The organism is Paenibacillus lautus, from assembly GCF_050482385.1.
Taxonomy (GTDB): Bacteria; Bacillota; Bacilli; order Paenibacillales; family Paenibacillaceae; genus Paenibacillus_AQ; species Paenibacillus_AQ lautus_B.
In genome coordinates this window covers 133,280-147,369 of record NZ_JBCNHV010000026.1, presented here as the reverse complement: position 1 = coordinate 147,369, position 14,090 = coordinate 133,280, and the positions used below count along the sequence as shown (strand labels likewise).

The following is a 14,090-nucleotide window of genomic DNA, read 5'->3' as shown; positions in this document are numbered from 1 at the left end:
AGTGTTTGACTTGCTCATTTCAAAGCTAACGTATTAACGTTTGCTTGTGTTACATTGACGTGATCCATTTGTTCAGTTTTCAAGGAACTTGTTGGCTGCTTTGCCGATCATCTTCAATCAGCAGCGCAGGTTTATCTCTTACCAAGTATCTAACTTGATGTCAACACTTTTTTTCGACGCCGTTCGACAAGCTTCAAAAGCTTTCGTCAAAAGCGACAGTTAGTAATATACCATGATACAAAAGATATAGCAAGCATTTTTAAAAGAAAATATGTAAAGTTTCGCATAACATCGACCCTATCATGATTTATACCTTATAGAGATCGATATTTAACCCAATCTGTCGGTGGCCTCTCTATAAATGTGCTTCATCATGGACCTTAAATTCATGAAGTATCATCTCGAAATGTAATTGATTTCCTATAAAAAAGGTTTTAAGGTTAGTTCATCGCTTTTCTAAAGCCCGACTACATCTAATAAGAAAGGAGTTCGCCGAATGGCAGACAAAAGCATCGCTCTCCAAAAGCCCAAAGATACTCCAAGTCCTGCTCACGGAGAAGCACATCAAGCCACCATATATAAAATTCTGATCGCCATCAGTTTCGTGCATTTGTTTAATGATTCGATTCAGTCCGTGATCCCTGCTATCTTTCCTATATTAAAGGATAATCTGCTGCTTACCTTTACGCAGATCGGTTGGATCTCCTTTGCTATCAACTTCACCTCATCTATCATTCAGCCGGTTATCGGATACGCCGCGGATCGAAGGCCGACACCGATTCTGCTTCCGATCGGTATGTGTTTCACGTTTGCAGGCGTATTCATTCTTGCATATGCACATACATATATCCTGGTACTGTTCGCGGTAGTTCTGATCGGATTAGGCTCGGCGACCTTCCACCCTGAGGGAATGCGGGTCGCTCATATGGCTGCAGGTATGCGAAAAGGGTTATCCCAATCGATCTTTCAAGTAGGGGGCAATGCCGGACAATCACTTGCTCCGCTCCTGACAAGATACATTTTCGTACCATTCGGACAGTTTGGCGCAATCGGTTTTACCTTCGTTGCCGCGGCTGGTATCATCGTACAATCCTATGTTGCCCATTGGTATCACGGCATGCTGAAAGCAGGTTACACGTTTAAAAAGAAGGCTGCCGGGCGCATGCTCGACCCCGCCCGCCGCAAAAGCGTACGCAATGCAACGCTGGTGCTCGTCATTCTCGTGTTTATCCGCTCCTGGTATGGCGCAGCCATCAGCAGCTATTATGCCTTCTACCTCATGGATGCATACAAGATCACGATTGATAATGCTCAGATCTATATTTTTTTGTTTCTCGCTTCCGGAGCTGTGGGTACCTTTTTCGGCGGTCCGCTCGCCGACCGCTTTGGCCGCCGCAATATGATCATGCTCTCCATGATCGGCACTGCACCCATTGCATTGATTCTGCCGTTCGCCTCCCCGTTCTGGGCGGCTGTTTTGCTGCTGATCGGCGGATTTGTCCTATTGTCCAGTTTCTCGGTTACCGTTGTGTATGCCCAACTGCTGCATCCTGGCAATATCGGTACAGTATCCGGGCTGATCACCGGGTTTGCTTTTGGCATGGGCGGGATCGGTTCGCTTGTGCTCGGCAATCTCGGGGATGCTTGGGGAATCGGCAATGTCATGATCGCCATCGGCTTCCTGCCGCTGCTTGGTCTACTAGCCCTGCTTCTTCCCGGTGATGACAAGCTGGACCAGTGGGCGAGAGATTAATCGACATATAAAAAAGACACTCATCAGCCGCACTTTGCGTGCATCTGGTGAGTGTTTTTTATTTTATTTTTCTAACTAGTTTGATGAACCAGTATAGGAATATCCATGGAAGCACGTACTTCGTCAGCCACTCGATGGCTAAGCGCAGATCTTCCGTTCCCCCGTTGGACTGAATCAAGCCTTTTAGTACCAAAATGATAAGAAACAACGGCAAGATCAATATGGGGATATAACCTAACCATTTTTTGTTCTTCATAACCTACCACCTCTCTTCCAAAAATATAGCACACCCGACAAATTAAAAATCAAAATATTCACATCCCATCAATAAAAAGGGAGCTATCCTGGTTTAAGAAAAACCATGGACAACTCCCCATTGCTTTAAACCCTTCGTTTAAGTAAAAATACGACCCTGTCGAATCATTAGATTTTGTTTAGATAATCAAGCAAACGGTACACAATCACAGAGACCTGAGCCCGAGTGGAAGTCTCACCCGGTGCAAAGCGGTTGCCGTTTACTCCCTTCACCAGACCTTCGTTCACAGCGAAGGCTACAGCTGCACGTGCATCCTCCGAGATCAGATTCGTATCGTTGAATGACAAGGAGGAGCCTGTGTCAGAATCAATCTTCAGCGCTTCCGCAATCATGACTACCATATCCTCACGGGTCAGCGGATTCTTCGCTCCCGCTTCTTTGCTGCGTGTTTCCCAATCAATGCCTGTCTCGAAAATACGATCAAGCAGTGTAGCAAATTCGGCACGGGTCACCGCATTGTTTGGAGAGAAGCGACCTGCACCTGTACCGTTTGTGATATGCTGCGAGGCAGCAACCTCGATCTCATCCTTCGCCCAGTGGCTGACGATGTCGTCAAAGGTCACGCTATTCTCGGCAGCCACATAAGATCCTGGACCGTTAACACGGAACGTGATCGATCCGCGTGCAGCCGATTGCAGCAATCCTGCGGATTGCAGGTCTCCTTTTTCCGACTGCAGGTAGGCGCCTACTTTACGCGAATCTTTCACTTTTGCCGGGTCATAGTTCAACGTCAGCAGAAGCGGATGTTTAAACTTCTCACCGTGTTTGACTGAAACGATCGGGGATACAGCGTTCAAGCTGCCCGCCGCGGTTCCCCCTTTGCTTGCAGTTACGGAAACCGCTAAGCTGAATCCGCTGCTCGTTGTGAAATCATCCAAGGCATCAGCAGGCACTGTCAGGGAAAAGCCGTTACCCGTAATAACAAGCGGTTTGCCGGATGCTTTCAGTTTATCCACGGTAGCTTTACCGAGGGTCAGGGTTACATCGCTATATTTGCTGAAATCCAGCTTCGATACATCCAGCTTCACTTCTTTGCCGTCTCCGGCAATTCCTGCTGTCACCGCTGCTTCCGACAGAGCGGCCGTTGCGGACTCGGTACCATCCGCATTTTTCTTCGTGGTTACTTTGGCATCCCCAGCTACTTCAGGAGCCGGAGTGGACGGAGTTCCTGTGGAACCGCCACCGGAAGACGATCCTCCACCGCCTCCTCCTCCGGATCCGCCGCCTGGATTACCTGGGTCCGGGTTGCCTGGTCCAGGCGCGCCCGTCAGCTGCAAAGATACGGAAGCCTTTCCTTGAAGTCCTTGATGGTCTTTGACGGAAAGCTCGACAGTGTAGTTGCCAGAAGACAATCCGTCTAAGGCGATGTTAAAGGCACCATCCTGTTCGACATCAAAGCTGCCTTCCTTCGCTACCGTTTTATTAGCTCTTTTAATGACATAAGTGGCATCCAGCCATTCGCTAACGTCAAAATCAATCGTCCATTCATCCCACATTGCTGGAACTACCGTTACATAGAGGTCATCGACCTTGCCGGTTAATGCGGGATTGTTCTTACCGGAGATTTTGACATCAAGCTCGGTTTTGATCTCTGGTGCCGTTCTCTTCACGAAGAAAGGAATTGTGGCGTAATCGGAATAAATATTCCCATTAGTACCGAGAGAGAGAAGTTCAACCGAGTACAAGCCGTCTTTAACCTCTTCGATATCCTCGGATGTGTAGTTGAGGTACTTTCCATCCCAGCCGAGTGTATATTCCGTATTAGCGTTAAAGAGATACTCATCCGCACCAAAAATTTGCCCAATCAATCCATCTTGATCTGGTCCTGATTCTGGATGAAGGCTATCATACAAATCTACGATCACGATTCCCATAGGATTATAGAATTCAAAACCTACATTCAGTTCACCCAGTTCTCCTTGTTCGTTCAGAGGGAAATGCGCCAGATAGTTCTCGGTCTCACTGTACACCTTGGTATATTTGACACCGGTCATTTCCAGATTAAAGTAAGCTACATAAGGTACAGAGTAAGTACGAGTATCATTTTTAAAAATAATGTAGCCCTGCTGCTCTGAAACCCCAGATACACCTGCCGGAACTTGAAGTGTTACAACCAGTTCTTTCTCGCCGCTTAAATCAAAAGAAGGTTGATCCACCGTAACAGCAACTCCAGGGGTTGATTGAGTTGTACTAACCTCAACCTCAAAGTGACCACCAATCTCACCAATCCGCTCAACTTTTATTTTCTTCTGAACAGTTTGAGCGGTTGCTCCTGTAAAATTACCGAAGTTAATGCTTCCCGTAATATTATCCTGCTCTTTACTTGATCCGTTCTCTTGATACGAAGTTTTGTCCAGGACCTTCACCAGAGCCTCTGCCTGGATGGCATTAAGGGCTTGTACGCGCCCGGCCCCTTGATCCGTTACATCGTAGGATTCGGTATTCAGTACTTTGGCGTTATTCATCAGTGCGACTTTGACATCGAATGGAGTCCAATCGTTGTGTTTCTCCAAAATGAGAGCCGCAAGCCCTGCCACATGCGGGGATGCCATACTGGTACCTGTTAAACGGTCATAGGACTGATTGTAATCTGCATCGGCAATGTCCTTCCCGTATGCCGGTACGGATGACAAAATGCTCGTTCCCGGTGCTACCACGTCAGGCTTGATATCCAGCGTCTTTTTGGCCGGGCCACGCGAGCTGGAATCATTGATCTCATCACCTGCCGTTCGGTTTTTAATAAAATCCGTGAAATTCACTTTCAGATTCGGGTTGGCGCCGAGCAGCGATTTGATATATTCGCCGTCTTCTTTACTCATGCTAAAGGTTGGAATGAAGGAGAAGCTGTCCCCAAGCAAGACGCCGATTGGGCCAGGGTTCTGGTTGAATACGATGACACCCGTCGCGCCCGCTGCTTTCGCATTGGCAATTTTATCGACAAAGGCGAGTTCGCCGCGTTTAATCAAAGCAATTTTACCTGTTACGTCTTTATCTGCGAAATCCTCTGGCTTGCCCAGATCCGCATATAAAAGTTCAAAGTCTCCATCCAGCACGACTTCTGGGTCCTCAGCCAGGTTCCAAGCCATTAATTCAAGCTTATACGTAGCATCTACCACAGTAATCGGGGTGACATCGTCTGCCGGAGGCACTTCTTCATCCTTGACAGATTCAACAGGCGCTTCATCAGTGACGGGCTCCTCTTCTGCTCCCTCAGCCGGTAGGGCTGGCTTTAAATCCTGCTCCGTATCAACAGAAGGCGCATTCTCATCGATTGGTGATGCAACTTCAGTCGATGTTGGCCCTGCCGCTTCGTCTGCCTGTGCTCCTAAATCCGTCTGCACTTCAGGCGTCACGGGTTGTGTTGGCTCCGTTACAGGTTTCAACGTGCCTTCATTGTTTCCAATAGGCTCCTCAGGCAATTCCTCATCCGTGAAAAAGTGCGATGTCGCCGCAATTTCGTCACTTGGACCCGTTGAGTTTCCTACGGTAATCGGAAAAGCCGCTGCCCCCGGTGATCCAACCGTCCAGCGGTTTGGCCCTGTATTTCCGCTTGCAACGACTGGCGTGACACCAGCCAGCGCAGCATTGTTAAGTGCTACGGATGTTACATAATCCGGGTCATTGCGGGAATTACCAAGTGAGAGGTTGATTACATCCATCCCATCCTGAACGGAACGGTCAATACCTCCAAGCACCCAGCTGGAATAGCCACTTCCATACGGCCCAAGAACGCGGTAAGCATAGATATCCGCACCCGGCGCAATGCCTACAACTCCATATTCGCCGACATCGCGGGCTCCGATGGTTCCCGCTACGTGCGTTCCATGATCCGTCCAATACGTACTTCCCCTATCATCGACCTGCGGGGGATTGGAAGGATCGTTCTCCCAGTCGAGTGGGGTAGTCTCGTACGGATCATTATCATTATCAACGAAGTCATATCCGCCCTTATAAGCATCTTTCAGAACAGGGTGAACATAATCAATGCCTGTATCAATAACGCCGACTTTTATGCCTTTACCTGTATAGCCCAGATCCCATACATCCGGAGCACCGATAAATGGCCCCGTATCTTTCATATATGGATTCACTTCGCCTTTCGGTCCAACCGTTACCTCCAGATCGGGATAAACGCCTAGAACGCCAGGGATATCAAGCAAGGCTTCAACCTTGCTGCCATCGATCTCCATTGACACCCCATTGAATGCGTAACTGTATTGGTTCGAAATTTCGTGTGATATATTCTTCGTGTTCAGGCCGCGAATAAAAGTCTGCTGCTCCAATTGTACCTGAGCTTCGACCTTCGCCTCTGCCGAAGAACTAAAAGATTGGCCCTGAATGGAGGAAAGACCTTTGGCCAAAGCCACTGGCTCAGTAGATAACTCTACGATGACTCTTGTTGGACCCCCAGCAGACTTCTGTAGACTTTGATCGAGCTTGGGAAACTCCGCAAGCTTAGCTCTCTGTTTCAGAATATCCTTTAACTGCCTTGCTTCATCGGCACTGAGCTGATTGCCCAGATCGATCTGCCTTTCCGCCGGAGCGGCCCCAGCCGCTGGTGCAACCAGTGATAGCATTAAAATAAAACTTAGTAGTGCGGACCATAACTTTTTACTCAAGGCTTTGCCCCTCCCAAAAAATTAGATTTCTCAATCAATTCAGGGTCTGGGATGTCATCAGCATATCGGTGCTGCCTATCGATGGTATCCACTCCTTTCCGCATAAGACTGACCCGTGGTAAATTATTCTAGAATCTGAAATTAGATTCCTTCATCCTTTTCTGTATGTTTTTGTTAAATCCAGTCGATTGTATAGGAGGTTTTGACGAATGCTAGGAAACGTCATAAATTCAAGGAAATTAAGGCTTACATCGGAGGTAAGGGAGGAGAAATCAAATGGAGGAAAAAGAAAAACCGAGACTATGAAATAGCCTCGGTTTCTGAAGGGTGTAACTGATTCCGCAAAATACATCCAGTCGATCCTATGATTCGTTCAGCAACCGCACGAACTCTTCTTCATCCTCCAGGATGTCGATGCCGAGCTGCTGGGCTTTGGTCAGCTTGCTGCCGGCTTTCTCGCCTGCGATGAGGAGATCGGTTTTCTTGGATACGCTGCCGGTCACTTTGGCACCGAGCGCTTCCAAGCGTTCCGTTGCCTCTTCACGGGTCAGCAGATGGAGGGTCCCTGTCAGCACGACCGTCTTGCCGCTGAAATAGGAATCGGTGCTAACTGGCTTCGGTGCTTCCGGCGCTTTCGCCTGGACACCCAGTGAGAGCATTTTCTGAATGCTCGCTTGGGCAAACGGGTCCGCGAAGTATCCAGCGATACTTTCGGCCACGATGCCGCCTACGTCCGGCAACTCGACCAATTCTTCTGCGGTCGCCGCCATCACACGGTCCAGATCACGGTAATGATCGGCCAGCATTTTGGTTGTGGATTTGCCGGTATTCGGTATACCCAGGGCAAAGAGGAATGATGCGAGATCCCGCTCCTTGCTCTTCTCGATGGCATCCAGCAGATTCTGAGCTTTTTTCTCACCAAAGCGCTCGAGCTTCAGCAAACTATCAAAAGATAACGTATAAAGATCAGCCGGTTCCCGCACGCCCAGTTCGTCGTATAACTGGATCGCGGTCTTGTCGCTGAACGTTTCAATGTCCATGGCATCCCTAGAAGCAAAATGCGTGATACGGGCCACGATTTGCGGCTTGCACCCCGTCTTGTTGTTGCAGAAGAGATGAGCGCCGCGCTGCTCCAGCGGGAAACCGCAGGATGGGCATTGATCCGGGAACAATATCTCTTCCCCATCCTGCTCCTCCGTTACTTTGCCAAGGATTTCGGGAATGACGTCATTCGAACGGCGAATGAAGACCCGAGATCCGAGCGCAAACTTGAGGTTCTTGCGCTCAATATCCCCGATATTGTTCAGCGTACAATTTTGCACGGTGACTCCGGCAAGCTCAACAGGCTCTACACGCGCTAATGGCGTGATTTTTCCGGTCCGCCCTACATTCCAGCTTACCGACTGCAGCACGGTCGTGGTTTCTTCCGCTTCGAATTTGTAAGCGACTGCCCAGCGCGGGAACTTGTCGGTATATCCGAGCGCCTCGCGGATGCGGAAATCAGTAACCTTCACCACCGCTCCGTCAATGAGGTAATCGAGCTCGGTACGACGTTTCTCGATATCGGCCAATTGCTCCATCACGTCATCAAACTGCTCAAAATAGAAAATATACGGATTGACCTTGAGCCGGTTCTCACGCAGGAAATCCATCATTTCCTTGTGATCGGCAAAGGTGACTCCATCCGAATAACCTACATTATAGAAGTAGGCGTTCAGCTTACGCTCGGCCGTCACCTTCGGATTAAGATTGCGGAGCGCCCCTGCTGCAGCATTACGCGCGTTTTTAAGCGGCTCGGCCGCGGTTTGATTGTATTTTTCCAGCACAGACAAGTTCATGATGCCTTCGCCCTGCACTTCAATCGTACCTTCCGTGTACGGGATCGTCATCGGCACCGACTTGATGGTCTTCACCTGAGCCAGAATGCCTTCGCCAACCGCACCGTTGCCCCGTGTCGACGCCTGAACCAGCTTACCGTCCTGATAGGTCAGATTCAGCGTCAACCCGTCAAACTTCAGCTCCAGTGCATAACAAGGCGCCTTGAGAGGATTGCCGGGATTCTTCGTATTGTAATCATTGACCAGCCTGACCACGCGATCATGCCAGGTACGGAGCTGCTCGATGTTCTGAGCCTTATCAAGGCTCCATAACGGAGCCAAATGGCGATGCGGGGCAAATCCCTTCAGAATCTCCCCGCCCACCCGCTGGGTCGGAGAATCCGGAAGTGTCACTCCGGTCTCTGCCTCCAACGATACTAGCTGGTCGTACAGAGCGTCATACTCCTTGTCGCTTACAAGCGGCTGATCCAGCGTGTAGTAATGGTAATTGTAATTGTTCAGCTCCGTAATGAGCTTCTCCATTTTTCCCTTGAAATCCATGCAGGGGCAATCCTCCTTCAATTAAATAAGGCCAACATTTTGTTGCGTTTAAAGATCTTCTACCTATCTCACTGCGAATTCGGATCGTTCTTCCGTTGATGCGCTTCTCCTAGTTGTAACCCTTATTCCACCTTCGTAATCGGTGCGAAGCCGGCAAGCAGACGTTTCACGCCCACAGGCGCCGGGAATGCAATCTGCAACTCCATGTCATTGCCGCTGCCTTTGACCGCTACAATCGTGCCGGTCCCCCATTTGCCATGGGCTACTTTGTCACCAGCTTTAAAATCGCCGCTGTCCGAAGAAGCTGCCGAACGGGATGCTGCACCACCAGTTGTCATCGTCACCCGGCTCTTCGGCGCAGCTTGCGCGGAAGCGGTCGATCCGCTAAGGGAGAGGTCATTGGTACGGCCGCCGCCAAAGTTGCTGCCTCCACCGCCTCCGAAGCCGCGTCCTGCGTAAGACCCACCCACATTGCTACCGCCGCCACGGCGGTATCGGTCATGGGCCATTTGCGTGTCTTCCTTCAGCTCTTCCGGTATTTCCTCCAGGAATCGCGAAGGCATGTTTGCCGTCGTGCGGCCAAACAAGGTACGCATGCGTGCACAGGATAAAAACAACTGCTTCTCGGCGCGGGTGATACCTACATAAGCAAGCCGACGTTCCTCTTCCAACTCTTCATTATCCATAAAAGCACGACTGTGCGGGAATACCCCTTCCTCCATGCCAATAATGAATACTACCGGGAACTCCAACCCTTTGGCGCTATGCATGGTCATGAGCACAACAGCGTCGTCGCGGTCTTCTTCGTCATCGTTCATCGAATCGATATCCGCGATCAATGCAAGATCCGTAAGGAAGGAGATGAGTGATTTATCCTCGTTATTCTTCTCAAACTCTTGCGTCACCGACAGGAACTCGTCGATGTTCTCGAGGCGGGATCTGGATTCGATCGTATTCTCGTTTTGGAGCTCGATCCGGTATTCGGACATTTCCAGTATTTTTTCCGTAAGCTCGGTGACCGACAGAAACTCGACCATGCGGGTGAGCGCGGCAATCATGTCGTAGAAGCCCACCAACGCGTTACGGGTCCGTCCGGCAAAACCAAGATCGTCCACGATTTCCAGCACGCGGAAGATCGAGATGCCCCGCTCTGCGGCTGCAGCAGCCAGCTTCGCGACGGTTGTGTCGCCGATGCTTCTTTTTGGCACATTAATGATCCGCGTTAAACTGATATCGTCATCCGGGTTGGAAATCAGGCGAAGGTAAGCAAGCATGTCCTTAATCTCTTTGCGATCATAGAACTTGATGCCCCCGACGATCTGGTACGGGATGTCCGACTTGATCAGAATTTCCTCGATAACCCGGGACTGCGCATTGGTCCGGTACAGGATCGCATGGTCCTGATAGCTCTTGCCGTCCTTGATGTTCTTGCTAATTTCCGAGGTAACAAAATACCCCTCATCATGCTCCGTATCCCCGCGGAACACTTTAATCTTCGGTCCTTCACCTTGCTCGGTCCACAGATTCTTCGGCTTGCGGCCTGTATTCAGGCCAATGACATTGTTGGCAGCGTTCAAAATGTTCGCTGTAGAACGGTAATTCTGCTCGAGCAGAATCGTCCGCGCCTCAGGGTAATCCTGCTCAAAATTCAGGATGTTCGTAATATCCGCGCCACGCCAGCGGTAGATCGACTGATCACTGTCTCCGACAACACAGATACGGTGATGGCTGTCCGCCAGCATGCGGCAAAGCATGTACTGCGCCCGGTTGGTATCCTGATATTCATCCACGTGGATGTACTGGAATTTGCGCTGGTAGAAGTCGAGAACCTCCGGCACTTCCTTAAACAGCTGAATCGTGGTCATGATCAGATCGTCAAAATCAAGCGAATTGTTGCTCTTCAAGCGCTTCTGGTATTCGGTATATACCTTGGCTACAAGGGATTCAAAATAGTCTCCGGCTTTCTGTTCATACTGCTGCGGGGAGATCAGCTCATTCTTGGCGGCGCTCATGGCCCCTTGAATCGCCTTCGGCTCAAATTTCTTCGTATCGATATTGTGATGCTTCATTACGTTCCGAATAACCGACAGCTGATCCGTCGAGTCCAAAATACTGAAATTCGAGGTGAAACCAATCCGTTCAATGTCTCTGCGCAAAATCCGCACGCACATCGAGTGGAACGTCGATACCCAGATGTCCTGGCCTTCGCGGCCAACCAACTTGGATACCCGTTCCTGCATTTCGCGGGCTGCTTTATTCGTAAATGTAATCGCAAGGATGCTCCATGGTGCAGCTTTGCGAGTGGCGATCAGGTAACCGATTCGGTGCGTCAGCACCCGCGTCTTGCCAGAGCCGGCCCCCGCCATAATGAGCAGAGGTCCGTCGGTTGCTTCAACGGCTTGACGCTGCTGTGGATTCAGACGGCTGACGGCGTCGTGTATATCAATGGAATGCATAGTGTTGCCTCCTATTAGGTGTAGATTTGATAAGGGAGAAACTTGGTTAAAGAGATTGTTCAAAAAGTCCGCTTTTGATCACGAAGCGAATCAGGAAGCAGCTCGGCATCGAATCTTGAATTCAGCCGGGCCTAAGCGGATGCTTACGAAGTCATGTTTCCTGCGGAAACATCTTAGGTGCTCACGTACCCAAAACGTACGCTCCGCTCCTCACTCCCTAGCTTCATCCAACCTTCTCGGTGCTGAAAATCGACCTTTTTGAACACACACTCAAAGATGATAATCGAAAAAATGGGATAGGGTCTGGCAGATAGATAAAATTAAAAGAGAATGAATATGGATATAGATTACGACGTATCTGTATCGAAGACACGGTGAGTTCTGCGCTGCTTGACTTGATGACTTACAATATTTAAATAAAATTAAAACATGCTTAATCGTCAAGAGAGATAAAGATGGAAAAGTGACTATATATAGAACCTACGATTAGCGCAACGCGTCTCAACATTTTTTAGCAGATCATATAACCGAGACCAGTCAACCCTTCACGGCCTTGACTGTCTCAAGTGCCTGCTCCGGATGATCATACACAACGTTGCCAACAACGATCGTATCTGAGATAGCTGCAGCCTCCGACGCTTGCTGGAAGTTGGTAATTCCGCCACCATAGAACAAACGGGCGTTATCCACCGATCTTCGAACCGTGCGAACCGTTTCCATGTCCCCATATGTGCCGCTATATTCCAGGTATACAATCGGCAGATTCATCAGCTTGTCCGCAATTTGGGCATAAGCGGCGGCAGTGCTCGCTTCAATCGTAGTTTCTGCTCCGGTCAGCTTCGCCACCGCGGCATTCTCGTTCAATACGATATACCCCTCGGTCACAACCAGATCCCACGGGATCATATACCCGTAGCGTTCGATTCCTTCGCGATGCCGGCCCATGATCCAGGTCGGATCCTGCGTATTCATGACCATCGGGACCATATATAGATCAAATCCGGGTACAACGGCTTCCAGATCGGATACTTCCTGCACGCACGGCAGCTCGTAACGTCGAACTCGGGACAGCAGATCCACGGTATTTTCATAAGTGACTCCGGTTGAGCCTCCGACCATAATGGCATCGGTTCCTGACAAACATACCGCATCAAGGGACTCGTCATCGATCTCCTTGTCGGGGTCCAGCTTAAACACATGCCTCCAGGATTGTATCATCTCTTTCAAGCGTCATTCCTCCACGTTCACGGGTTACTATTATACTAAAATAAGTCTATGCTAGCACGGTAAGCAAGTCAATTTATGTTCGCATAAAATACGAACATTTTTTTGGTAATTGTCATTTATCCGTTCAGTCTATATCCGAACCGGGCCGCTGGAAAGGGATTTGTGCTGATACTTAACTAAGACAAGCTTCTACCGACGTACAATTCCAGACAGCATGACGCACCACCCCAGACCGCATTTAGATGGTAGTTTTCTTGTGATATCAGAAGGCCATGCTTCGAAGTTTATACTTTCTGATATCATGAAAAAGCCCGCGTCTCTTTCGGAGACAACGGACTTCGACGTCCAGCTTCACTGTATATGAAGAAAAGCCTACTCCATAGACGGGCCATGCAACATGTATTAATGCCACGCCCCTCTATGGCAGTCACTTTTTAATGGTATATCTCAAACTGTTCTGCTCCAGCTCAGGCTCTGTCAGCAGGTCCGAGTAAACGCCGTACACGCCCCATTTTTCATAATTGTTCACGGTCGTGGTGTCATTGATGGTGTGAACATAAGTCACGGCACCCGCTTGCCTGAGCTTCGCTACGAAATTCGGGGTGACCTTGTATTCCGGCATGGTAACAGCGTCGATATTGTTTTCCTGCACGAAAGCCGTGATCTCGGCAGGTGAATCCTGCGTGGCATACAGCGTATAGATAATTGACTCAAACGGATAGATGTCCAGAACCATATCGAGCATCGGCTCATTATAAATTTGGATGACCACCCGATCCAGAAGTTTCGGATCCCGCTCTTTAGCAGCGTTTACAATCTCAGCGAACAGGTACTGTATATCCTGGTCCTCCTGCTCCTTCGTATCCGTCACGATATAGATATCGGGATGACGCTCCATCATATCCATGATCCCCTCAATATCCATTGGTTGGTATTGCTCCAAAATCGGCGTATTAATGAATTCCTCATGACTCAGGCGGGCCGCCTGCTTATCATCGGGGAGTTTCTCCTTCTGACCCAGTTGCTGTGTCATGCTCTCCGTCCACTCATGCCTGGCCACGACTTTACGGTCCTCCGTCAGCATCAAATCAATCTCGAATACCCGAGTACCTTTCTCGTAGTTAACGACCATGGCTTCGTAGGCGTTCGTGTAGGGTTGTTCCCCGATACTTCCCATGGCATGGGCAATCAGGCGATAGGACGCGAATCCTTGCGGTTGTTCTTCTTCCCACTCCAATTGAGTCAGAAGCAGTATCACAATGGCGGAAAATAATAGAAGGACAGCTGCGATCCGTTTCATGGTATCCCCACCCTTTGTTTCGTTCATCGCTGTTGCTAGGT

At 49.5% G+C, this 14,090-nt stretch carries 7 protein-coding genes; 1 reads left to right on the top strand and 6 read right to left on the bottom strand.

Annotated features, from left to right (window positions below; translation table 11 throughout):
- The first annotated feature begins 496 nt into the window (after window positions 1–496).
- Window positions 497–1,753, top strand: a complete 1,257-nt coding sequence (locus ABEW73_RS28245; RefSeq protein ID WP_430170405.1) for an MFS transporter — start codon at window positions 497–499, stop codon at window positions 1,751–1,753.
- Window positions 1,754–1,811: 58 nt separating this feature from the next.
- Here the strand turns inward: ABEW73_RS28245 and ABEW73_RS28240 are convergent, their stop codons facing one another.
- The 6 genes from ABEW73_RS28240 to ABEW73_RS28215 all read right to left on the bottom strand — a co-directional run bounded on the left by ABEW73_RS28240 (window position 1,812) and on the right by ABEW73_RS28215 (window position 14,049).
- Complete coding sequence (locus tag ABEW73_RS28240) at window positions 1,812–2,009, bottom strand: hypothetical protein (RefSeq protein WP_430170407.1); 198 nt, start codon at window positions 2,007–2,009, stop codon at window positions 1,812–1,814.
- Window positions 2,010–2,176: 167 nt separating this feature from the next.
- Window positions 2,177–6,688, bottom strand: a complete 4,512-nt coding sequence (locus tag ABEW73_RS28235) for a S8 family serine peptidase (protein ID WP_430170408.1) — start codon at window positions 6,686–6,688, stop codon at window positions 2,177–2,179.
- A 362-nt stretch (window positions 6,689–7,050) separates the two neighbouring features.
- The gene (ligA, locus tag ABEW73_RS28230; RefSeq protein ID WP_430170409.1) at window positions 7,051–9,066 is read right to left on the bottom strand and encodes an NAD-dependent DNA ligase LigA; all 2,016 of its coding nucleotides are present in this window, start codon (window positions 9,064–9,066) and stop codon (window positions 7,051–7,053) included.
- 122 nt (window positions 9,067–9,188) lie between these two features.
- Window positions 9,189–11,522, bottom strand: coding sequence for a DNA helicase PcrA (gene pcrA / locus ABEW73_RS28225; protein WP_430170411.1), 2,334 nt, complete (start codon window positions 11,520–11,522; stop codon window positions 9,189–9,191).
- 537 nt (window positions 11,523–12,059) lie between these two features.
- Window positions 12,060–12,749: a heptaprenylglyceryl phosphate synthase gene (locus tag ABEW73_RS28220; protein WP_430170413.1), complete on the bottom strand. Its 690-nt coding sequence runs from the start codon at window positions 12,747–12,749 to the stop codon at window positions 12,060–12,062.
- 427 nt (window positions 12,750–13,176) lie between these two features.
- Window positions 13,177–14,049: a phosphatidylinositol-specific phospholipase C/glycerophosphodiester phosphodiesterase family protein gene (locus ABEW73_RS28215; RefSeq protein ID WP_430170415.1), complete on the bottom strand. Its 873-nt coding sequence runs from the start codon at window positions 14,047–14,049 to the stop codon at window positions 13,177–13,179.
- Between the last annotated feature and the right edge of the window lie 41 nt (window positions 14,050–14,090).